The following is a 23489-nucleotide window of genomic DNA, read 5'->3' as shown; positions in this document are numbered from 1 at the left end:
ACGCCGTTCTTCACCAACTACCGGCCGCAGTTCTACTTCCGCACCACCGACGTGACCGGCATCGTGACGCTGCCGGCCGGCACCGAGATGGTGATGCCCGGCGACAACATCACCGTCGACGTCGAGCTGATCGTGCCGATCGCCATGGAAGAGAAGCTGCGCTTCGCCATCCGCGAAGGCGGCCGCACCGTCGGTGCCGGCATCGTCGTCACCATCAAAGAATGATCGATCCGGCACTTGCCGGCTCGACAAGGAAAGGGCGGTCTTCGGGCCGCCCTTTTTCGTTTACTTGCACAGTGCAGCATAAATGCAGCACGGTTGCTTCGAAGCTATTGCATGCACCACTGCCGCAATTATTATCGATTGCGGCAGGGGGCGTCGCCAATCATGATTTCGGGGCATCATTTAAACTGCACATCAAGATGGTTTCGCATACTGGTTCGCCGGGCACCGGTGCTTGCTATTGTGGTGGTGGCCTTTGCAGCAAAGGCCGATGACGTCCTCATACGGGCATGGCCCGATACGTTCATTTTGAACGGCCCGTCTTCCGACGGCTTTTCGGACATGCGGTTCATCTTTGCGCGTAGCAGTGCAGTCGGCTGTAAGACCAATTGTCCGGAATGGATTTCAGCGGAAGGCGCCATCACTGCCGACACGCCGGCTCTGCTCAAGCGAGTGCTGAAAAAGCTCGGCACCCGCAAACTGCCGATCATTGTCAATTCCCCTGGCGGCGATGTCGACGCCGCACTTCAACTTGGTCGCATCATACGGAAGAACGGGCTCGACATCGCGATCGGCAAGACCGAGTTTTCCGATTGTTGGCCGGGAACGGAGGGCTGCGGGGCCAGCTTCGGCAAGGGCGTTGCCTATTTCGGCGTGGCGTCTGATGGCGGCGCCATGTGCAACTCTGCATGTCCCCTGATGTTCGCAGGTGGCGTTCGCCGCGTAGCCGGTGGCTGGGCCTATCTGGGTGTTCATCAGATCACCACCACTTGGTTCCCCTCCACAAGGCATTTTCGAACCACCTATAAAACCATTCGGGGCAAAAGATATCAGGTCACAACGGAGACCGTCACCGAAGGCCGAAGCTACAAGACCTATAAGATGAGCAAGGGGTTCGCGCGGAAAATCTCGGCCTATTTGGCAGAGATGGGCGTGGGGCAGGGTGTCCTCGACAAAATGAAAGCCACACCGGCGAGCGACATTCAGCGGATCACCCTCCACGACATGCTAACGATGAAACTGGCCACCAGCACAGACACCGTGGAGCTGTTCACCGGAGTGATCCTGTGCATGGGTGACAAACCGGCTCCGAATTGCCGGGAAATAGCGGAGGATGCCCGGCCGGCCGCTGTAACGACGGCAAAGCCGGCACCTTCTCGACAGGCGGAAGCTCCATCTTCCAAGCCAGCCAAAGCCCCGACTGCCGTGCCGTTTCGAGGAGCGGCAGGAAATGCGGCGCCGGAGATGCGCTTCGTGGTCGTTCGCGGCAGCGATCCGCTCTGCGATCCCGACTGCCCGGAATGGATTTCGGCGGAAGGCGCGATCACCCCTCGAACCCCGCAAAAACTTCGCCAGTTGCTCGCCGCGCTCGACAACCCGCGGCTCCCCGTTGTGATCAGCTCACGAGGCGGCGACTTGTTCGGCGCCTTGGCCGCAGGGCGGCTTATCCACGAACGCAAGCTAGACGTCGTCGTCGCCCGCACCAATATCCTGGGTTGCAACCCGCCCGGGGCAGGCTGTCTGGACGACAATGGCGCCTATGTCGGGCTGATCAGCCAATTCGGAGTGGAGTGCGATTCAGCCTGCGCACTCATGCTCGCCGGCGGCGCCAGGCGGCTGGTCGACCCCAAGGCGCGGCTCAGCGTGTCCTCGATGGGGCAGAAGCGGATTGTCGAAGCCTATTTGGACGAGATGGCGATCAGCCCAGGCCTGTTCGCAGCGATAGATCAGAGTTCAGTCGAGCGTCAGCTTGAACCCGATATAATGCTCAAGGTCGGGCTGGTGACCGGGCCGGACACATCGGACACGCTGACTGGCCCCGCCATTTGCAGGTCCTCGCCAAAGCCGGACAATTGCCGGCTCCCGCCCTCCGCCAACGCCCAGGCAAAGACGCCGCCAGAACTTTAGCGTTGTCGCGACGAAGTCGAGGCAGCAGCCGTCAGGCTGGCATTGCTCGCACCCTCTTCAATTCTATTGCAAGCATCGTCGCCGTAACTAGTATGGGTTGGACCGAGGGCTTGGCAGGCGTGATTTCCGCGTTCCTTTCAAAGGGTATTTCGTGGCCGCTAGGGCTGGTTCGGCTCGGGCTGGCCATCGCTATTGGGCTTACCGCGTTTGCCGCCGCAGCGAAGGAAACGCCGCCGGATTACGGCCCTGCCATGCGCTTCGTCGTGGTGCGCAGCAGCGCGCCAGGCTGCGAGCCGAACTGCCCGGAATGGATTTCTGCCGAAGGCAGCATCGAGGCCGGCACGCCGGCGCGGTTCAAGCGCCTCTTGAATACGCTCGGCGGCCGGCAACTGCCGATCGTCGTCAGTTCTCCTGGAGGCAATGTCGACGCCGCGCTCCAACTCGGCCGTATGATCCGTAAGAACAAGCTCGACATCGCCGTGGGCACTACGGGGTTTTCCGGTTGCTCGCCCGAAATGAAGAACTGCCGGGACAATGACAGTAAGAACACGCCGTATTCCGGCATCGCCTACGACAGCGGCGCCATGTGCAATTCCGCATGTCCCCTGATGTTTGCCGGCGGCGTCCGCCGTGTGGTCGGCGAGTGGGCTTTCCTCGGAGTTCATCAGATCACCACGACATATCACAGGGAAAAGCTGCTCTACCGCACCACCTACAGAATTGTGAACGGCAAGAAGAAGGTCCTCAGCACCAAGGTCGTCAGCCGCAAGAATGCCGGCAGCTACAAGACCTACGAGATGAGCAAGGCGGTCGAGAAACGGCTGTCCGGCTATCTGAAAGAAATGGGTATCGGGCAGGGCGTGCTGGACGTGATGAAAGCGACGCCGGCAAGCGACATAAAGCAGATCGAGCCCGACGATATGCTGGATATGAAGCTCGTCACCAGCCTCGATTCCCTCGACCTGATGACCGAAGCAGCCATATGCCGGCGCGATCCGGTGCCAGCGAACTGCCGCGAGATACCGGCCAATGGCAAGGCCAAGCCGGCCGAGGTGGCGACGGTCGCGGTCAAACAGGCCTACAGTCAGCCGGCGGAGGCAGCATCACCGCCAAAGCCGCAGCAGGAAATGCGTTTCATCCTCGTTCGCGGCAGCAATCCGCTCTGCAACCCCGATTGTCCGGAATGGATTTCGGCGGAGGGAACGATCGTTGCCGGCACGCCCGACAGGCTGCGCGAGCTGCTGGACAAGGTCGGCGGGCGCAGGCTGCCCATCGTCCTCAACTCACAGGGCGGCGATGTCCAGGGCGCGCTCGCCGCCGGCCGGCTGATCCGCGAGCGCAGATTGGATGTTGCGGTCGCCCGGACGGATTTTCTCGATTGCGATCCCGGCACGGCAGGGTGCGTCTCCAAGGACAACCTTCATAATGGTCTCACCGTTGAAGCCGGCGCCGAATGCGATACAGCCTGCGTGCTGATGATCGCCGGCGGCACCAGGCGCTTGGTAGGCGCCGATACGCGTTTCCTGGTGCATTCCATGGGCATGGAAGACAAGGTCCGGTCGTATCTCGAGGAGATGGCGATCGGCTCGGGCTTGTTCGTCGCGATGCAGTCGGCCCAATCCGCCAAGCACAGGGAGCTCAGCCAGGACGAATTGGCGGGGTTCGGGCTCACCACCAGCCGCCAGTCGGTAGACGCTCTGACGGGCGCCACTATCTGCAAATCTTCGCCAAAACCCGATAACTGCCTGGTTCTGCCGTCCGCCAACGCCGAAGCGGAATCGCCGGCCAAGCTTTAGCAGCATTCGGCGCCATGCCAGCACTGGCCATGGAGGCAGGTTGAGCCGGCTCCGAGCTTCCCGCTATCCTTCTAGGCTCAAACGTAGGAGGACCGGAGATGAGCGAGGGCGTCCCGACTTTGTTCGAATGGGCCGGCGGCAGCGAGGCGCTCAACCGGCTGACGCAGATCTTTTACAACAGAGTGACCTTGGACCCGATCGTCGGTCCGGTGTTCAGGCACATGTCGCCGGACCATCCGGCGCATGTCGCCGCCTTCATCGGCGAGGTTTTCGGCGGGCCGAAGACCTACAGCGAACGGCATGGTGGCCACCGCGAGATGGTCAGGCATCATCTCGGCAAGCATCTGACCGAGGAGCAGCGCCGGCGCTGGATCAACCTTCTGGCGGACGCGGCGGACGAAGCCGGCCTGCCGTACGATCCCGAGTTCCGTTCCGCCTTGATGGGCTATGTCGAGTGGGGATCGCGGCTGGCCAAGATTAATTCCAATCTCGGCGAGACTTGCGACCCTGAGACCGAGCCAATGCCAAGCTGGGGCTGGGGCGTGCCGGGCGGGCCTTACAAGCCGCCGGCCGGGAAATCGTAGCCGAAGATGCTGGGTTTCTGCAAAATTCCGAAAAGATGACGCCGCAAAGACACCGCAGGGTCGTTGCATCAATGTGAGACGACCTTGCATGCTGATTGCCCATCTCCCATCGGGCTATATTCTGGGAAGGCTCGCGCGAAGACGGCGACGGGAGGCATCCGATGTGGTGGCTGCCGCAATGCTCGGCAGCGTGTCATCCCGGACATCGACATGCTCTATTTTTACCTGATCGATGGCGGTCGCACGCACCATCATGCCTACATCACGCATTGGCCGTTGTTCTGGGCCACGATCGGGACGGTGAGTGTGTCGGTCGGTCGGTTGTTGGGGTCGCGGCGTCTGCCGTCGATCGCCATCTTCTTAGCCGGAGCCATGGTGCATATGGCGCTCGACACGGTGGCATCGCCGATCATGTGGTTGGCGCCGTTCAGTCATCGCCCGTTTGAGCTCGTGGCGGTTCCGGCCAGCCATGGGAACTGGGTCCTGAACTTCGTTCTGCATTGGACTTTCGCGCTTGAACTCGTGATCTGCGCATGGGCCCTGGGGCTTGGATGGCTGCGATCGGCGCTTCCGGCCGACGCGTCTCAAAAGGGCTCTTGAGTTCTCATCGGCTTTGTGAAATAGCAGCGCCCGTATACGGGCATAGCTCAGTTGGTAGAGCGGCGGTCTCCAAAACCGCAGGTCGTAGGTTCGAGCCCTGCTGCCCGTGCCACCTCCCATGGCAGACTGAAGGTGGGTGCGCTCCGCCGTTGAAAACCGGGGGCGGCTTGCCATATAGCGAAAACTGGGGCATAAGGCCCCGCATAGCCGGGACGGAACGACTGGATGGTTCCGAGGCGGCGCTAAAACATAAAGCGGAACACTTGCCACTTGCGTGGACCAAGAATCGGTTTTATGTAGACTGAACAGACACGCGACGCGTGGAGCTGGGAAGCCGGCTTTACGCGTTTGATTTGCGTGGGCGAAATGGTGGTGCTGATTCGGCGCCGGCACGAAGTCCAGGCGGCACGTCCCGGCCAGCGGGATCATCCAGGAGACCCGGCCAACGGGTCTTGAAGACAGGCGGCAGATGGCTTCGAAAACCACAAACCCTTTCACCTTTCTCCAGCAGGTTCGCGCGGAGACGGCCAAGGTGACATGGCCCTCGCGCCGCGAGACTATGATCTCGACGGTAATGGTCCTGGTTTTTGCGCTCATCGCCATGATCTTCTTCTTCACCGCCGACGTAGCCATGGGCTATGCGATCGAGTGGATTCTGGGCCTCGGACATTAAGTTCGGCGATTACGGAGAGGTCGTGAAATGACGCGGTGGTACATCGTCCACGCTTATTCGAACTTCGAGAAGAAGGTCGCCGAGGACATCGAGAACAAGGCCAAGCAGAAGGGCCTGTCGGGCGAGATCGAGCAGATCGTGGTGCCGACGGAGAAGGTCGTCGAGATACGCCGCGGCCGCAAGGTCGATGCGGAACGCAAGTTCTTCCCCGGTTATGTGCTCTTGAAGGCCAACCTGACGGACGCCGTATTCTCGCTGGTCAAGAACACCCCGAAGGTCACCGGCTTCCTCGGTGACTCCAAGCCCGTGCCGATCACTGAAGCCGAGGCGCAACGCATCCTGAACCAGGTTCAGGAAGGCGTCGAGCGTCCGAAGCCGTCGATCACCTTCGAGATCGGCGAGGCGATCCGCGTCTCGGACGGTCCGTTCGCGTCGTTCAACGGCTTCGTCCAGGAAGTGGACGAGGAGCGGGCGCGCCTCAAGGTGGAAGTTTCGATCTTCGGGCGCGCGGTGCCCGTCGATCTCGAATTCGGACAGGTCGAAAAGGGCTGATCCGAAGGTCCCCGTCCGAGAGGCGAAGGGATCGGCGGCGCGAAGGAATGGCGCTGCCATGAGCGGGTGGGAGGCGAATGCGGCTTAGCCGGCCGCTGGAACCGCACCACTAGACTGCAACCGCCGGTTTTCCCGGCATGAGAAAAGGCAGGAATAGAGATGGCTAAGAAAGTTGCAGGCCAGCTCAAGCTCCAGGTTGCCGCGGGCTCGGCCACGCCGTCGCCCCCGATCGGCCCGGCGCTTGGTCAGCGCGGCATCAACATCATGGAGTTCTGCAAGGCGTTCAACGCGCAGACCCAGGAACTGGAAAAGGGCTCGCCCATCCCGGTCGTCATCACCTACTACCAGGACAAGTCGTTCACCTTCGTCATGAAGACGCCGCCGGTGAGCTACTTCCTGAAGAAGGCCGCCAACCTGAAGTCTGGTTCGAAAGAGCCGGGCAAGGTCAAGGCCGGCACGATCTCGCGCGACAAGGTGCGCCAGATCGCCGAGCAGAAGATGAAGGACCTCAACGCAAACGACGTCGAAGCGGCCATGCGCATGGTCGAGGGCTCCGCCCGCTCGATGGGCCTGGAAGTGGTGGGCTAAGATCATGGCAAAGATTGCAAAGCGTGTTGCCAAGAGCCGTGAAGGCATCGACCCGAACAAGGCCTATGCGCTCTCTGAGGCGCTGCAGCTGCTGAAGGACCGGTCCACGGTGAAGTTCGACGAGACGGTCGAGGTCGCGATGAATCTCGGCGTCGATCCGCGCCATGCCGACCAGATGGTCCGCGGCGTTGTCAACCTGCCGAACGGCACTGGCCGGTCGGTGCGCGTCGCCGTGTTCGCGCGCGGCGACAAGGCCGAAGAAGCCAAGGCCGCCGGCGCCGATATCGTTGGTGCCGAGGACCTCGTCGACATCGTCCAGAAGGGCACGATCGATTTCGATCGCTGCATCGCTACTCCGGACATGATGCCGCTGGTCGGCCGTCTGGGTAAGGTGCTCGGCCCGCGCGGCATGATGCCGAACCCGAAGGTCGGCACCGTGACCCCCGATGTCGCGGCCGCCGTCAAGGCCTCGAAGGGCGGCGCCGTCGAGTTCCGCGTCGAGAAGGCCGGCATCGTCCAGGCCGGCGTCGGCAAGGTCTCGTTCGACGTCAAGGCGCTGGAAGAGAATGTGCGGGCCTTCGCCGATGCGGTGAACAAGGCCAAGCCCGCCGGCGCCAAGGGCAACTACGTCAAGAAGGTGTCGGTCACCTCGACGATGGGTCCCGGCCTCAAGCTCGACATCGCGACGCTCGCCGCGTCGTAAGCGTCGTCTGGCCGGCTTCAGGCCGGTCGCTAGAGCATGATCCCGAAAAGTGGATTTCGGAAAAGATCATGCTCCAACAAAGAAGAATTCCGGACCGCCGATCCGTCGGCGGCCCGGTACCCCGGAAGCCGAAAGGTTTCCGGATATCCTGTCCGAGATTGCAGGCGGCCCAAAAGCCTTAATTCACTTGGGCCTGCATGAGACGGGTGAAGACCCGACAAAGGAGCGACAAGCTCCAATGAAAGGTTCGAACCGTGTTTGCCTTTTGTCAGCACATCGCCGGCTTGCCGTCGGTGGGCGAAAAGGGGGCAGGATCCTCGAGCGCCGTTCGGGAGATCCACGATTAGGATGGCCCGGCCGGCAAAAGGCAACCCGACTTCTGACCTCGAGAATGAGGCAGGGGTCAACTGGAGATAGGCAGTGGACAGAGCGGAAAAGCGCGAACTCGTCACGGGCCTGAACGAAGCGTTCTCGAGCGCGGGTTCAGTCGTCGTGGCCCACTACGCCGGTATCACCGTGGCGCAAATGAACGACCTCCGGTCGAAGATGCGCGCCGCCGGCGGCACCGTCAAAGTCGCGAAGAACCGTCTCGCCAAGATCGCTCTTCAGGGCACGGACTCCGCATCGATCGTCGATCTGTTCAAGGGACAGACGCTGGTCGCTTATTCGGAGGATCCGGTTGCGGCGCCGAAGGTCACGTCCGATTTCGCCAAGGGGAATGACAAGCTGATCATTCTCGGCGGCGCGATGGGCTCGACCTCGCTCAACGCCGATGGTGTCAAGGCGCTCGCCACGATGCCGTCGCTCGACGAGCTGCGCGCCAAGCTGGTTGGCATGATCGCCACGCCGGCTACCCGGATCGCCCAGATCGTCAATGCGCCCGCGGCTTCGGTCGCGCGCGTCATCGGCGCTTACGCCCGGAAGGACGAGGCGGCATGAGGCCGTTCCTCGCTGTCAACAACACACGTTCGAACCAACCAAAGGAATATCAAAATGGCTGATCTCGCGAAGATCGTAGACGACCTTTCGAAGCTGACCGTCCTCGAGGCGGCCGAGCTGTCGAAGCTCCTGGAAGAGAAGTGGGGCGTTTCGGCTGCTGCTCCGGTGGCGGTTGCCGCTGCTGGCGGTGGCGCTGCCGCTGCTGCTGCTCCGGCTGAAGAGAAGACGGAATTCGACGTCGTTCTCGCCGACGCCGGCGCCCAGAAGATCAACGTCATTAAGGAAGTCCGCGCCATCACCGGCCTTGGCCTCAAGGAAGCCAAGGACCTGGTCGAGGCCGCTCCGAAGCCGGTCAAGGAAGGCGTTTCCAAGGCCGATGCCGACAAGTTCAAGGCTCAGCTGGAAGCAGCTGGCGCCAAGGTCGAGCTGAAGTAAGCCTTATGGTTGAGGGCGGACGGCCTCGCGCCGGCCGCCCCCTCCCTTGATGAAAGGGAGGCTTCGTTGCGCGAGACGTTTGAAAACCTCTTTCCTGAGGGCCGGAAGCGGCCTTCAGGAAACGGGTTTTCTCCCGTTTTTACCGGCAGCCGCCAAGCAATTGGAACGGCGGCCGGAAAACAGACAGGGGCGGCCGGCGAGCGGCCCGTTGGTGCAAGGCGAACCGCGGCGAGGTTCGCCCCGAGTTTTGAGCTAAGGAGCGACGATGGCCCAGACCCAGACTTTCAATGGCCGCAGACGCGTACGCAAGTTCTTCGGGAAGATCCCGGAAGTTGCGGAGATGCCGAACCTGATCGAGGTTCAGAAGGCATCCTATGACCAGTTCCTGATGGTGGACGAGCCCAAGGGCGGGCGTCCGGACGAGGGGCTGCAGGCTGTTTTCAAGTCGGTCTTCCCGATCTCCGATTTTTCCGGCTCCTCGATGCTGGAATTCGTGAAGTATGAGTTCGAAGGACCGAAATTCGACGTCGACGAATGCCGTCAGCGCGACCTGACCTATGCTGCGCCGCTGAAGGTGACGCTGCGCCTCATCGTGTTCGATATCGACGAGGATACCGGCGCGAAGTCGATCAAGGATATCAAGGAGCAGGACGTCTATATGGGCGATATGCCGCTCATGACGTCGAACGGCACCTTCATCGTCAACGGCACCGAGCGCGTCATCGTCTCGCAGATGCACCGTTCGCCGGGCGTCTTCTTCGACCACGACAAGGGCAAGTCGCACTCCTCGGGCAAGCTTCTGTTTGCCGCGCGCGTCATCCCTTATCGCGGCTCGTGGCTCGACATCGAGTTCGACTCCAAGGACGTCGTCCACGCCCGCATCGACCGCCGCCGCAAGATTCCGGTGACGTCGCTGCTGATGGCGCTCGGCATGGACGGCGAAGAGATCCTGTCGACCTTCTACAACAAGATCACCTACAAGCGCGCCGGCGACCACTGGCGCATCCCGTTCAACGTCGAGCGTTTCCGCGGCCTCAAGGCTGTCGGCGACCTGGTCGACGCCGACACGGGCGAGATCGTCGTCGAGGCCGGCAAGAAGATCACCGCCCGCCAGGCCCGCCAGCTCGGCGAAAAGGGTCTCAAGGCGATCAAGGCGACCGACGAGGACCTGCTCGGCAACTACCTGGCCGAGGACATCGTCAACTACGCCACCGGCGAGATCTTCCTCGAGGCCGGCGACGAGATCGACGAGAAGACGCTGAAGGTGCTGCTCGGCACCGGCGAGGACGAGATCCAGATCCTCGACATCGACCACGTCAATGTCGGCGCCTACATCCGCAACACGCTCGCCGTCGACAAGAACGAGAGCCGCCAGGACGCGCTGTTCGACATCTACCGCGTCATGCGTCCGGGCGAGCCGCCGACGCTCGAGACCGCCGAAGCCATGTTCAACTCGCTGTTCTTCGACAGCGAGCGCTATGACCTGTCGGCTGTCGGCCGCGTCAAGATGAACATGCGCCTCGAGCTCAAGGCCGAGGACACCGTGCGCGTGCTGCGCAAGGAAGATATCCTGGCCGTGGTCAAGACGCTGGTCGAGCTGCGCGACGGCAAGGGCGAGATCGACGACATCGACAATCTCGGCAACCGCCGCGTGCGCTCGGTCGGCGAGCTGATGGAGAACCAGTACCGCGTCGGTCTGCTGCGCATGGAGCGCGCGATCAAGGAGCGTATGTCCTCGATCGAGATCGACACGGTCATGCCGCAGGACCTGATCAACGCCAAGCCGGCGGCCGCCGCCGTGCGCGAGTTCTTCGGCTCCTCGCAGCTGTCGCAGTTCATGGACCAGACCAACCCGCTGTCGGAGATCACCCACAAGCGTCGCCTGTCGGCGCTTGGACCGGGCGGTCTGACCCGCGAGCGTGCCGGCTTCGAGGTGCGCGACGTGCATCCGACGCACTACGGCCGCATCTGCCCGATCGAGACGCCGGAGGGCCCGAATATCGGTCTGATCAACTCGCTCGCCACCTTCGCGCGCGTCAACAAGTACGGCTTCATCGAGAGCCCGTACCGCAAGATCGTCAACGGCAAGCTCACCAATGAGGTCGTCTATCTGTCGGCGATGGAGGAGGCCAAGCACCACGTCGCGCAGGCCAACGCCGAGCTCGATAAGAACGGCAGCTTTGTCGACGAGTTCGTCATCTGCCGCAACGCCGGCGAGGTGATGATGGCGCCGCGCGAGAACGTCGACCTGATGGACGTGTCGCCGAAGCAGATGGTGTCGGTGGCCGCGGCCCTCATCCCGTTCCTCGAGAACGACGACGCCAACCGCGCGCTGATGGGCTCGAACATGCAGCGTCAGGCCGTGCCGCTGGTGCGCGCCGAGGCGCCGTTCGTCGGCACCGGCATGGAGCCGGTCGTGGCCCGTGACTCAGGCGCCGCCATCGGCGCCCGCCGCGGCGGCGTGGTCGACCAGGTGGACGCCACCCGTATCGTTATCCGCGCCACGGAAGATCTCGACCCGGGCAAGTCCGGCGTCGACATCTACCGGCTGATGAAGTTCCAGCGTTCGAACCAGAACACCTGCATCAACCAGCGTCCGCTGGTGCGTGTCGGCGACCGGGTGAACAAGGGCGACATCATCGCCGACGGTCCCTCGACCGAGCTCGGCGATCTGGCGCTCGGCCGCAACGTGCTGGTCGCGTTCATGCCGTGGAACGGCTACAACTACGAGGACTCGATCCTGCTCTCCGAGCGCATCGTGGCCGACGACGTCTTCACCTCGATCCACATCGAGGAGTTCGAGGTCATGGCCCGCGACACCAAGCTCGGACCGGAGGAGATTACGCGCGACATTCCGAACGTCTCGGAGGAAGCGCTGAAGAACCTCGACGAGGCCGGCATCGTCTATATCGGCGCGGAAGTGCAGCCGGGTGACATCCTGGTCGGCAAGATCACGCCGAAGGGCGAAAGCCCGATGACGCCGGAAGAGAAGCTCCTGCGCGCCATCTTCGGCGAAAAGGCCTCGGACGTTCGCGACACCTCCATGCGCATGCCTCCGGGCACCTTCGGCACGGTCGTCGAAGTGCGCGTCTTCAACCGCCACGGCGTGGAGAAGGACGAGCGCGCCATGGCGATCGAGCGCGAGGAGATCGAGCGTCTGGCCAAGGACCGCGACGACGAGCAGGCGATCCTCGACCGCAACGTCTATTCGCGCCTGTCGGACATGCTGGTCGGCAAGGAAGCGATTGCCGGGCCGAAGGGCTTCAAGAAGGGCTCGAAGCTGTCGAAGGACACGCTCGACGAGTATCCGCGCTCGCAGTGGTGGCAGTTCGCCGTGGAGAACGAAAAGCTCCAGAGCGAGCTGGAAGCCCTGCGCGGCCAGTACGACGACTCCAAGAAGGCGCTCGAGCAGCGCTTCATGGACAAGGTCGAGAAGGTGCAGCGCGGCGACGAGATGCCTCCGGGCGTCATGAAGATGGTCAAGGTCTTCGTGGCGGTGAAGCGCAAGATGCAGCCGGGCGACAAGATGGCCGGCCGTCACGGCAACAAGGGCGTGGTGTCGCGCATCGTTCCGGTCGAGGACATGCCTTTCCTTGAGGACGGCACGCATGCCGATATCGTGCTCAACCCGCTGGGTGTGCCAAGCCGCATGAATGTCGGCCAGATCCTGGAAACGCATCTGGGCTGGGCCTGCGCCGGCATGGGCAGGAAGATCGGCGAGCTGATCGACGCCTACAAGGCTGGCGGCGACATCAAGCCGCTGCGCAAGACGCTGGAAAGCTTCATGCCTTCCAACGACCGCAACGAGCCGGTCCGCGACTATGACGACGAGAGCATCATTCGCCTGAGCGAGCAGATGCGCCGCGGCGTCTCCATCGCGACTCCGGTGTTCGACGGCGCGCACGAAGCCGACATTAACACCATGCTGCAGCAGGCGGGCCTGCACACCAGCGGTCAGTCGCAGCTTTATGACGGCCGCACCGGCGAGCCGTTCGATCGCAAGGTGACGATGGGCTACATCTATATGCTCAAGCTTCACCACCTGGTGGACGACAAGATCCACGCGCGCTCGATCGGCCCGTACTCGCTCGTCACCCAGCAGCCGCTGGGCGGCAAGGCGCAGTTCGGCGGCCAGCGCTTCGGCGAAATGGAGGTCTGGGCGCTGGAAGCCTACGGCGCCGCTTATACGCTGCAGGAGATGCTGACGGTGAAGTCGGATGACGTTGCCGGACGCACCAAGGTCTACGAGGCGATCGTGCGCGGCGACGATACGTTCGAAGCCGGCATTCCCGAGAGCTTCAACGTTCTCGTCAAGGAGATGCGCTCCCTCGGCCTCAATGTCGAACTGGAGAACACCAAGTTCGAAGACGCTGCCGTGCGGCTGCCCGATGCTGCCGAATAACGGCGCGGCCGAATAAGGGTAATGGCGCGCCGCGAAACGACGCGGCGCGCCCCACAAATTCTCGGCCGGTCAGGCCGGCCAGTCTGCGGGCATTCGGCCCGCGCTCGATGCAAGGGGTTTTCGAGGACCCCGAAAAGGAGAACGGCATGAACCAAGAGGTCATGAATCTCTTCAACCCTCAGGCGCCTGCGCAGGTGTTCGATTCCATCCGGATCTCGCTCGCCAGCCCTGAGAAGATTCTGTCCTGGTCGTTCGGTGAGATCAAAAAGCCGGAGACCATCAACTACCGCACCTTCAAGCCGGAGCGTGACGGTCTGTTCTGCGCGCGCATTTTTGGTCCGATCAAGGACTACGAGTGCCTGTGCGGCAAGTACAAGCGCATGAAGTACAAGGGCGTTATCTGCGAGAAGTGCGGCGTCGAAGTCACGCTGTCGCGCGTCCGCCGCGAGCGCATGGGCCATATCGAGCTCGCCGCGCCCGTCGCCCATATCTGGTTCCTGAAGTCGCTGCCTTCGCGCATCGGCACGCTGCTCGACATGACGCTGAAGGATATCGAGCGCGTCCTCTACTTCGAGAACTACATCGTCACCGAGCCTGGCCTCACCGCGCTGAAGGAGCACCAACTGCTCAGCGAGGAAGAGTACATGCTGGCCGTCGACGAGTATGGCGAAGACTCTTTCACCGCCATGATCGGCGCCGAGGCCATCCATGACCTGTTGGCCGGCATGGATCTGGAGAAGATCGCCGGCGACCTGCGCTCGGAGCTGGCTTCGACCTCGTCCGAGCTCAAGCAGAAGAAGCTTCTGAAGCGGCTCAAGGTCGTCGAGAACTTCATGGAATCCGGCAACCGTCCGGAATGGATGATCATGAAGGTCGTTCCGGTGATCCCGCCGGACCTGCGCCCGCTGGTCCCGCTGGACGGCGGCCGCTTCGCCACGTCCGACCTCAACGACCTCTATCGCCGCGTCATCAACCGCAACAATCGCTTGAAGCGGCTGATCGAGCTGCGCGCGCCCGGCATCATCGTGCGCAATGAAAAGCGCATGCTGCAGGAGGCCGTCGACGCGCTGTTCGACAACGGCCGCCGCGGGCGCGTCATCACCGGCGCCAACAAGCGTCCGCTGAAGTCGCTATCCGACATGCTCAAGGGCAAGCAGGGCCGGTTCCGCCAGAACCTGCTCGGCAAGCGTGTCGACTATTCCGGCCGCTCGGTCATCGTGACCGGTCCGGAACTCAAGCTGCATCAGTGCGGCCTGCCGAAGAAGATGGCGCTGGAGCTGTTCAAGCCTTTCATCTACGCCCGCCTCGACGCCAAGGGTTTCTCCTCGACCGTCAAGCAGGCGAAGAAGCTGGTCGAGAAGGAGCGTCCGGAGGTCTGGGATATCCTCGACGAGGTTATCCGCGAGCATCCGGTGCTCTTGAACCGCGCGCCGACGCTGCACCGCCTCGGCATCCAGGCGTTCGAGCCGATCCTGATCGAAGGCAAGGCGATCCAGCTGCATCCGCTGGTCTGCACGGCCTTCAATGCCGACTTCGACGGCGACCAGATGGCGGTCCATGTGCCGCTGTCCCTGGAAGCGCAGCTCGAAGCGCGCGTGCTGATGATGTCGACCAACAACATCCTGCACCCGGCCTCCGGCGCGCCGATCATCGTGCCGTCGCAGGACATGGTTCTCGGTCTCTACTATCTGTCGATCGTCAACCAGAACGAGCCGGGCGAAGGCATGGTGTTCGCCGACATGGGCGAGCTCCAGCATGCGCTGGAGACCAAGGCGGTGACCCTGCACGCCAAGATCAAGGGCCGCTTCCGCACCGTCGATGCCGAAGGCAAGACGGTGTCGAAGATCTATGAAACCACGCCCGGCCGCATGATCATCGGCGAGCTTCTGCCGAAGAACGTCAACGTACCGTACGACATCGCCAACCAGGAGATGACCAAGAAGAACATCTCCAAGATGATCGACACCGTCTACCGCCACTGCGGGCAGAAGGAGACGGTCATCTTCTGCGACCGCATCATGGCTCTCGGCTTTGCGCATGCCTGCCGCGCCGGCATTTCGTTCGGCAAGGACGACATGGTGATTCCGGACACCAAGCTGAAGCTGGTCTCCGATACCGAGGCTTTGGCCAAGGAGTACGAGCAGCAGTACAATGACGGCCTGATCACGCAGGGCGAGAAGTACAACAAGGTGGTCGACGCCTGGGCCAAGTGCTCGGAGAAGGTCGCCGACGAGATGATGGCCCGCATCAAGGCGGTCGAGTTCGAGGAAAACGGCCGTCAGAAGCCGATGAACTCGATCTATATGATGTCGCATTCGGGTGCGCGCGGCTCGCCCACCCAGATGCGCCAGCTCGCCGGCATGCGCGGCCTGATGGCCAAGCCTTCGGGCGAGATCATCGAGACGCCGATCATCTCGAACTTCAAGGAAGGCCTCACCGTGCTCGAGTACTTCAACTCGACCCACGGCGCCCGCAAGGGTCTGGCCGACACCGCCTTGAAGACGGCGAACTCGGGGTACCTGACCCGCCGTCTGGTCGACGTGGCGCAGGACTGCATCGTCAATTCGCTGGATTGCGGCACCGACAAGGGCCTCACCATGCAGCCGATCGTCGATGCCGGTCAGATCGTCGCCTCGGTCGGTCAGCGCGTGCTCGGCCGCACGGCGCTCGACGACATCAACCACCCGGTCTCCGGCGAAGTGCTGGTCAAGGCCGGCAAGCTGATGGACGAGCGTGACGTGGAGCAGATCGAGAAGGCCGGCGTCCAGTCGGTCCGCATCCGCTCGGCGCTGACCTGCGAGGTCAGGACCGGCGTCTGCGCGGTCTGCTACGGTCGCGATCTTGCCCGCGGCACGCCCGTCAATCAGGGCGAGGCCGTCGGCGTCATCGCGGCGCAGTCGATCGGCGAGCCGGGCACCCAGCTCACCATGCGCACCTTCCACATGGGCGGCACCGCGCAGGTGGTGGACTCTTCGTTCCTTGAAGCCTCCTATGAGGGCAAGGTCGAGATCCGCAACCGCAACGTGGTGCGCAACTCCGAGGGTCAGCAGATGGTGATGGGCCGCAACATGGCGGTTCTGATCCTCGACGAGGCCGGCAAGGAACGCGCCACGCACCGCGTCGCCTATGGCTCGCGCATCTTCGTGGATGACGGCGACAAGGTGAAGCGCGGGCAGCGCATCGCCGAGTGGGATCCTTACACCCGGCCGATCCTCACCGAAATCGAGGGCAAGGTGGCGTTCGAGGATCTGGTCGACGGCATCTCCGTTCAGGAGACGGCCGACGAGTCGACCGGCATCACCAAGCGTGAGGTCATCGACTGGCGTTCGACGCCGCGCGGCAGCGACCTGAAGCCGGCGATCGTCGTGCAGGACGCCAAGGGCAAGGTGGGCAAGCTGTCGAAGGGCGGCGATGCACGTTTCCTGCTCTCGGTCGAGGCCATTCTCTCGGTCGAGCCGGGCGCGCATGTCCGTCCGGGCGACGTGCTTGCGCGTATCCCGATGGAAAGCGCCAAGACCAAGGACATCACCGGCGGTCTGCCGCGGGTGGCCGAACTGTTCGAGGCTCGCCGTCCGAAGGATCACGCCATCATCGCCGAGATCGACGGCACGGTCCGCTTCGGCCGCGACTACAAGAACAAGCGCCGCATCATCATCGAGCCGCACGACTCGACGCTGGAGCCGGTCGAGTACCTGATCCCGAAGGGCAAGCCGTTCCATCTGCAGGACGGCGACGTCATCGAGAAGGGCGACTACATCCTCGACGGCAACCCGGCGCCGCACGACATCCTGGCGATCAAGGGCGTGGAGGCGCTTGCGTCCTACCTCGTCAACGAGATCCAGGAGGTCTACCGCCTGCAGGGCGTGTCGATCAACGACAAGCACATCGAGGTGATCGTTCGCCAGATGCTGCAGAAGGTCGAGATCACCACGCAGGGCGACTCGACCTACATTCCGGGCGACCACGTCGACGTGATCGAGCTGGAAGAGGTCAACGAGCGGCTGATCGAGGACGGCAAGAAGCCGGCCGAAGGCCAGCCGGTGCTGCTCGGCATCACCAAGGCCTCGCTGCAGACGCCGTCCTTCATCTCGGCCGCCTCCTTCCAGGAGACGACCAGGGTGCTGACGGAAGCCGCGGTCGCCGGTAAGACCGACATGCTGCAGGGTCTGAAGGAGAACGTCATCGTCGGCCGCCTGATCCCGGCCGGCACGGGCGGCACGATGAGCCAAATAAGGCGTATCGCCACCTCGCGCGACGAGCTCATCATCGACGAGCGCCGCAAGGCTTCGGGTGTCGAAGTCGCCGAGCCGATGCTGACCAACATGGTCAACGCCGCGCAGTAAGCGCGGATGCAATGAGAGAAAGAAAAGGGGCCCGCGTGGCCCCTTTTTTCATTCGGGTTATGAACGAGGAAAAACCATGAGCGCCAGGACCTGGACGGCTGTCGACGACTACATCGTCTCCTCTCTTTTCGATGCGGATCCCACGCTTGACGCGGTGCTTGCGGCCAACCGCGAGCAGGGCCTGCCGGCGATCGACGTCTCGGCCGCGCAGGGCAAATTGCTTTCGCTTCTGGTGCGGATTCGCGGCGCAAGGAAGGTGCTCGAGATCGGCACGCTCGGTGGTTACTCGACCATCTGGATGGCAAGGGGCCTGCCTGCCGATGGCAGAGTAGTGACGCTGGAGCTTGAGCCGCACCGCGCCAAGGTCGCGCGCTCGAACTTCGAGCGGGCAGGGGTTTCCGACAAGGTGGATCTGCGGCTCGGGCCAGCTCTTCAATCGCTAGCAGCCTTGGTCAGCGAAAATGCCGGTCCGTTCGACCTGATCTTCATCGACGCCGACAAGCCGAACAACCCGAATTATCTCAGCTGGGCCATGCGGCTGTCGCGCTCCGGAACGGTGATAGTCTGCGACAACGTCATCCGCGACGGCGCCGTGCTGAAGGATGACGGCCGCGACGAAAACGTCGTCGGCGCCCGCGCGGCGTTCTCCTTCATCGGCGGCGAGAAGCGGCTTGACGGCACCGCCATCCAGACCGTCGGCGCCAAGGGCTATGACGGATTTGCGATTGCGATCGTGGACTGACGCCGGCGCTGCACGGGGCTTGCTGTTAATCGAAGAAAGGCTCGACCACATTGCGCTTGCCGAGCATGAAGGCGTCGGCGACGTGCTGGAGCGGGGCCAGGTCGACGTCGGAGATGCCGGCGCGGACAATCTCGGCGAAACGCTTGTAGAGCATCGGATATTCGGCTTCCGGCTCGTCATGGATGATCTTGCCGTCGACGGCGAGCTTTGCGCCGCCGCCCGAAAGCACCATCTTGCCCTTGTCGGTCTCGGCCAGGATGTCCCAGCTCTGCGGACCGGTCTGCAGCCAGTCGAGCTCCATTGTCACCGGGAGCCCGTTCGAGGTGCGGAAGGTGACATGCGCCGCGACCGGCGAGGCGCGGTTCTCGGGGAAGTCGAGCACGGCCGAGGTGATGAACATCGGCGGCAGGATGTGGGTGGCGATCGATAGCGCGTTGATGCCGGGATCGAACACGCCGAAACCGCCCGGCGCCCAGATCCATTCCTGGTTCGGGTGCCAGCGGCGCACGTCTTCCTTCCAGTTGATCGCCGCCGAGTCGATTCTGGCCGAAGCCAGGAAGGCGCGCGCGGCCTCGACCGCCGGCGCGTAGCGCGAATGCCAGCTGGCGAAAAGCGAAACGCCTTTCTTCGCGGCAATCGCCTTCAGGTGCTCGACCTCGCTGACGGTGGCGCCCGGCGGCTTCTCCATGAAGACGTGCTTTCCGGCCTCGAGCGCGGTACGCGCGGCGTCATAGCGGAACTGCGGCGGCATGCAGAGCGAGACGGCTTCCAGGCCCGGCTCGGCCTTAAGCATCGCCTCGATCGTCGGATAGTTCGGGATGCCGTCCACCTTGCCGTGGCGGCTGGCGGCGGCCGCAAGCCGATAACTGCTGTCCTTGGCCAGTGCCGGAAGATGCTGGTCGCGGACGATCTTTCCCACGCCGACGATACCGATCCTGATGGGGTTGCTGGTCATTGGGACTCCGAGGGATGGAAGAAGTAGGTGTTCTTAGGCAGGACAACGGTGCCCGGCAAGCCTGGACGAAATCGTGATCTCGCGATTCCCGTCCGGGATCAGCTCGGCTCGTCGAAGGTAACGATCGAGACTTCGCCCTCGAGCGCGCCCTGATAGGCGGACAGATGCGGCTCTTCGTCGGGGGTGCCTTCCATGTCGCCGATCTGGTCGAGCTCGGCTTCGGCGAATCCTTCGGCGGCGAGCGATTCGAGCGCGCGGCGGACGGCAGAATCATCGTCGGGCGCGACCAGCATCACATGCACGCCTTCCGGCTTGCCGCCTTTTCGCCGCCACACCCGGCCGGTGATGATGGTGACCGGGCGCTCCTCGTTGTCGTTCACGGGCTGGTTCCTCCGGAAGCGGGGAGTTTTGCCATTCATGCCGACTTATTTGCACGAAGCCGGCCGAGATGACAGGCGGAAGCGGGTCACTTTCTTCCTCGCTCTTGAAAAAAGACGCAAGAAAATTACATGCGTTTTCCGCATGGCTGCCAAGCTCCGGATCGGGCGCAATATTTGCCGTTCCGGGGTTGACGGATAGGGGGCTTGCGAGTAGAAGCCGCCACGTCAGAACCGATGTGAGACTTGCTTTTCCGAGGCGACGCGCCTTGGAGTTTGCCTCAAACAGGGTTCGTTTTACGAGTGAAAAGACATCTCCGGCGCGCATGAAGCGGCTTCCGCTTCCTCTGCAATTTGTTCGGGCAGGACCGCGAGGCGCGGTGTGTTGCCCGAATTCGCGTATGGACATGACGCTTTGAGCGGCCCTGACAGGGCAAGACACGGAATTGAGAGACAAGAGGGTTTAATGCCTACCGTCAACCAGCTGATCCGCAAGCCGCGCCTGGCGCCGGTGAAGCGCAACAAGGTCCCGGCCATGCAGCAGAACCCGCAGAAGCGGGGCGTCTGCACGCGCGTCTACACGACGACGCCGAAGAAGCCGAACTCGGCGCTGCGCAAGGTGGCCAAGATCCGTCTGACCAATGGTTTCGAAGTGATCGGCTACATCCCGGGCGAAGGCCATAACCTTCAGGAGCACTCGGTGGTCATGATCCGTGGCGGCCGCGTCAAGGATCTGCCGGGCGTCCGCTATCACATCATCCGCGGCGTGCTCGACACCCAGGGTGTGAAGAACCGCAAGCAGCGCCGTTCGAAATACGGTGCCAAGCGTCCGAAGTAAGGGTTTCCGGCTTCGGCGCTTTTTTTGACTGCGCCGTGCCACGAGATTGAGAGACAAGAGCCATGTCCCGTCGTCACAGTGCAGAAAAGCGTGAGATCAATCCGGACCCCAAGTTCGGCGATCTGGTCGTCACCAAGTTCATGAACGCCGTCATGTATGACGGCAAGAAGTCGGTTGCCGAGACCATCGTCTACGGCGCGCTGGACCAGGTCCAGTCCAAGACCAAGCAGGAGCCGGTCGCCGTCTTCCACCAGGCGCTCGACAATGTCGCGCCGCATGTGGAAGTGCGTTCGCGTCGCGTCGGCGGCGCCACCTACCAGGTTCCGGTCGACGTGCGCCCCGAGCGCCGCCAGGCGCTGGCAATCCGCTGGCTGATCGCCGCCGCGCGCAACCGCAACGAGACCACGATGGTCGACCGCCTCTCGGGCGAGTTGATGGACGCGGCCAACAACCGCGGCACGGCCGTCAAGAAGCGTGAAGACACCCACAAGATGGCGGAAGCCAACCGCGCCTTCGCGCACTACCGCTGGTAAAGCGCGAACGAGACTGAGAGGCACCTCCCATGGCCCGCGAATACAAAATCGAAGACTACCGCAATTTCGGTATCATGGCGCATATCGACGCCGGCAAGACGACGACGACCGAGCGCGTCCTGTACTACACGGGCAAGTCGCACAAGATCGGCGAAGTCCATGACGGCGCTGCCACCATGGACTGGATGGAGCAGGAGCAGGAACGCGGCATCACCATCACCTCGGCCGCGACCACGACCTTCTGGAAGGGTCGCGACGGCAAGATGCGCCGCTTCAACATCATCGACACTCCCGGACACGTCGACTTCACCATCGAGGTCGAGCGTTCGCTGCGCGTGCTCGACGGCGCCATCGCGCTGCTCGATGCCAACGCCGGCGTCGAGCCGCAGACCGAGACCGTGTGGCGCCAGGCCGACAAGTACCACGTGCCGCGCATGATCTTCTGCAACAAGATGGACAAGATCGGCGCCGATTTCTACCGCTCGGTGGAAATGATCGGCTCGCGCCTCGGCGCGCAAGCCGTCGTCATGCAACTGCCGATCGGCGCCGAGACCGAGTTCAAGGGCGTCGTCGACCTCGTCGAAATGAACGCGCTTGTCTGGCGCGACGAGACGCTGGGCGCTGCCTGGGACGTCGTCGAGATCCCGGCCGACCTCAAGGACAAGGCCGCTCAGTATCGCGAGAAGATGATCGAGGCCGCCGTCGAGATGGACGAGACCGCGCTCGAGAATTACCTCGAAGGCAACATGCCGTCGAACGACGAGATCCGCGCGCTGATCCGCAAGGGCACCATCGCGGTCAAGTTCTTCCCGATGTTCTGCGGCTCGGCCTTCAAGAACAAGGGCGTGCAGCCGCTGCTGGACGCCGTTGTCGAATACCTGCCGTCGCCGATCGACGTGCCGGCCATCAAGGGTGTCGACGCCAAGACCGACGCCGAGATCGAGCGTCATGCCGACGACAACGAGCCGCTGTCGATGCTGGCGTTCAAGATCATGAACGACCCGTTCGTCGGCTCGCTGACCTTCGCTCGCATCTATTCGGGCAAGCTCACCAAGGGCACCTCGCTCGACAACACCGTGAAGGGCAAGAAGGAGCGCATCGGCCGCATGCTGCAGATGCATGCGAATTCGCGCGCCGATATCGAGGAAGCCTATGCCGGCGACATCGTCGCGTTGGCCGGCCTCAAGGACACGACGACCGGCGACACGCTCTGCGATCCGCTGCATCCGGTCATCCTCGAGCGCATGGAATTCCCCGATCCGGTGATCCAGATCGCCATCGAGCCGAAGACCAAGAACGATCAGGAAAAGATGGGCCTCGCGCTGCATCGCCTGGCGGCCGAGGATCCGTCCTTCCGCGTCAAGACCGACGAGGAAAGCGGTCAGACCATCATCGCCGGCATGGGCGAGTTGCATCTCGACATCATCGTTGACCGCATGCGCCGCGAGTTCAAGGTGGAAGCCAATGTCGGCGCTCCGCAGGTGGCCTATCGCGAGACGATCACCCGGACCCACGAGCAGGACTACACGCACAAGAAGCAGACGGGCGGCACCGGCCAGTTCGCTCGCGTCAAGATCGTGTTCGAGCCGAACACCGAGAGCGAAGAGTTCTTGTTCGAGTCCAAGATCGTCGGCGGCGCGGTGCCGAAGGAATACATCCCCGGCGTCGAGAAGGGCATCCAGAGCGTCATGGGTTCCGGCCCGTTTGCCGGCTTCCCGATGATCGGCGTCAAGGCGACGCTGATCGACGGTGCCTTCCACGACGTCGACTCCTCGGTGCTGGCGTTCGAAATTGCCTCCCGCGCCTGCTTCAAGGAAGCCGCACCCCGGCTTGGTGTGCAGCTCCTGGAGCCGATCATGAAGGTCGAGGTCGTGACGCCGGAAGACTATGTCGGCGGCGTTATCGGTGACCTCAACGGCCGTCGCGGCCAGATCCAGGGCCAGGAAGCGCGTGGCGTGGCAGTCGTCATCAACGCGATGGTGCCTTTGGCCAACATGTTCAAGTACGTCGACAATCTGCGTTCGATGTCGCAGGGCCGCGCCCAGTACACGATGCAGTTCGACCACTATGAGCCGGTCCCTACGGCGGTGGCCCAGGAAGTCCAGAAAAAGTACGCGTGAGAATGCCTGTGCCACCGGAACCGCGGCTCTTACGCGTTTCCGGTTCGGCTGGAGCGAATATCAATTTCCCCGAGCGGGATGAGTAAAGACGGAGAAATACAGTGGCAAAAGGTAAATTCGAGCGCACCAAGCCGCATGTGAACATTGGCACGATCGGCCACGTCGATCATGGCAAGACG

Annotated in this window: 18 protein-coding genes, 1 tRNA gene and 2 pseudogenes; 19 read left to right on the top strand and 2 right to left on the bottom strand. The window is 62.8% G+C overall.

Translation table 11 applies throughout. The features are described from left to right. From tuf to EOD29_RS29730, 15 genes and pseudogenes are all read left to right on the top strand, one after another. A pseudogene (gene tuf / locus EOD29_RS29800) lies at window positions 1-225 on the top strand (elongation factor Tu); the annotation flags it as partial. A gap of 162 nt (window positions 226-387) precedes the next feature. Continuing rightward, window positions 388-2130: a hypothetical protein gene (locus EOD29_RS29795; RefSeq protein WP_245475480.1), complete on the top strand. Its 1743-nt coding sequence runs from the start codon at window positions 388-390 to the stop codon at window positions 2128-2130. Window positions 2131-2381: 251 nt separating this feature from the next. Next, the gene (locus EOD29_RS29790; protein WP_127248706.1) at window positions 2382-3926 is read left to right on the top strand and encodes a hypothetical protein; all 1545 of its coding nucleotides are present in this window, start codon (window positions 2382-2384) and stop codon (window positions 3924-3926) included. A gap of 98 nt (window positions 3927-4024) precedes the next feature. Next, window positions 4025-4510 (top strand): group II truncated hemoglobin, encoded by a 486-nt coding sequence (locus tag EOD29_RS29785; protein WP_127248705.1) that lies wholly within the window; start codon window positions 4025-4027, stop codon window positions 4508-4510. Between the two features lie 210 nt (window positions 4511-4720). Continuing rightward, the gene (locus EOD29_RS29780; protein ID WP_245475479.1) at window positions 4721-5110 is read left to right on the top strand and encodes a metal-dependent hydrolase; all 390 of its coding nucleotides are present in this window, start codon (window positions 4721-4723) and stop codon (window positions 5108-5110) included. 36 nt (window positions 5111-5146) lie between these two features. Further along, window positions 5147-5222, top strand: a tRNA-Trp gene (locus tag EOD29_RS29775). 357 nt (window positions 5223-5579) lie between these two features. Then, the gene (gene secE / locus EOD29_RS29770; RefSeq protein WP_127248704.1) at window positions 5580-5783 is read left to right on the top strand and encodes a preprotein translocase subunit SecE; all 204 of its coding nucleotides are present in this window, start codon (window positions 5580-5582) and stop codon (window positions 5781-5783) included. A 27-nt stretch (window positions 5784-5810) separates the two neighbouring features. After that, complete coding sequence (nusG, locus tag EOD29_RS29765) at window positions 5811-6335, top strand: transcription termination/antitermination protein NusG (RefSeq protein WP_127248703.1); 525 nt, start codon at window positions 5811-5813, stop codon at window positions 6333-6335. 159 nt (window positions 6336-6494) lie between these two features. Continuing rightward, window positions 6495-6923 carry a 50S ribosomal protein L11 gene (gene rplK, locus EOD29_RS29760; protein WP_059189557.1) on the top strand — a complete coding sequence of 143 codons (429 nt, stop codon included), beginning with the start codon at window positions 6495-6497 and terminating at the stop codon, window positions 6921-6923. Between the two features lie 4 nt (window positions 6924-6927). Then, window positions 6928-7626, top strand: coding sequence for a 50S ribosomal protein L1 (rplA, locus tag EOD29_RS29755; protein WP_066989577.1), 699 nt, complete (start codon window positions 6928-6930; stop codon window positions 7624-7626). 420 nt (window positions 7627-8046) lie between these two features. Further along, window positions 8047-8565, top strand: a complete 519-nt coding sequence (gene rplJ / locus EOD29_RS29750; protein ID WP_041003118.1) for a 50S ribosomal protein L10 — start codon at window positions 8047-8049, stop codon at window positions 8563-8565. Window positions 8566-8619: 54 nt separating this feature from the next. Beyond that, entirely contained in the window at window positions 8620-9000 is a 381-nt protein-coding gene (rplL, locus tag EOD29_RS29745) for a 50S ribosomal protein L7/L12 (protein ID WP_066989581.1), read from the top strand. Between the two features lie 265 nt (window positions 9001-9265). Beyond that, on the top strand, window positions 9266-13402 hold the full coding sequence (rpoB, locus tag EOD29_RS29740) for a DNA-directed RNA polymerase subunit beta (protein WP_066989583.1): 4137 nt from the start codon (window positions 9266-9268) through the stop codon (window positions 13400-13402). A gap of 146 nt (window positions 13403-13548) precedes the next feature. Then, entirely contained in the window at window positions 13549-17745 is a 4197-nt protein-coding gene (gene rpoC / locus EOD29_RS29735) for a DNA-directed RNA polymerase subunit beta' (protein ID WP_066989905.1), read from the top strand. 76 nt (window positions 17746-17821) lie between these two features. Continuing rightward, window positions 17822-18487, top strand: a complete 666-nt coding sequence (locus EOD29_RS29730; protein WP_127248702.1) for an O-methyltransferase — start codon at window positions 17822-17824, stop codon at window positions 18485-18487. Between the two features lie 25 nt (window positions 18488-18512). Here the strand turns inward: EOD29_RS29730 and EOD29_RS29725 are convergent, their stop codons facing one another. Both EOD29_RS29725 and EOD29_RS29720 read right to left on the bottom strand, forming a co-directional pair. After that, complete coding sequence (locus EOD29_RS29725; RefSeq protein WP_095824690.1) at window positions 18513-19442, bottom strand: Gfo/Idh/MocA family oxidoreductase; 930 nt, start codon at window positions 19440-19442, stop codon at window positions 18513-18515. A 98-nt stretch (window positions 19443-19540) separates the two neighbouring features. Then, a complete protein-coding gene (locus EOD29_RS29720; RefSeq protein ID WP_066989908.1) occupies window positions 19541-19822 on the bottom strand; it encodes a transcriptional regulator in 282 nt (93 codons plus the stop codon). Window positions 19823-20285: 463 nt separating this feature from the next. Between EOD29_RS29720 and rpsL the strand changes: the two genes are divergently transcribed. From rpsL to EOD29_RS29695, 4 genes and pseudogenes are all read left to right on the top strand, one after another. Continuing rightward, on the top strand, window positions 20286-20657 hold the full coding sequence (gene rpsL / locus EOD29_RS29710; protein ID WP_006202128.1) for a 30S ribosomal protein S12: 372 nt from the start codon (window positions 20286-20288) through the stop codon (window positions 20655-20657). Between the two features lie 62 nt (window positions 20658-20719). Further along, a complete protein-coding gene (rpsG, locus tag EOD29_RS29705; RefSeq protein ID WP_095780442.1) occupies window positions 20720-21190 on the top strand; it encodes a 30S ribosomal protein S7 in 471 nt (156 codons plus the stop codon). A 29-nt stretch (window positions 21191-21219) separates the two neighbouring features. Next, window positions 21220-23310, top strand: coding sequence for an elongation factor G (gene fusA / locus EOD29_RS29700; RefSeq protein ID WP_067321482.1), 2091 nt, complete (start codon window positions 21220-21222; stop codon window positions 23308-23310). A gap of 101 nt (window positions 23311-23411) precedes the next feature. Further along, a pseudogene (locus EOD29_RS29695) lies at window positions 23412-23489 on the top strand (elongation factor Tu); the annotation flags it as partial.

Source organism: Mesorhizobium sp. M1A.T.Ca.IN.004.03.1.1 (genome assembly GCF_003997555.1).
Taxonomy (GTDB): Bacteria; Pseudomonadota; Alphaproteobacteria; order Rhizobiales; family Rhizobiaceae; genus Mesorhizobium.
This window is presented reverse-complemented; position numbering and strand designations above follow the sequence as displayed.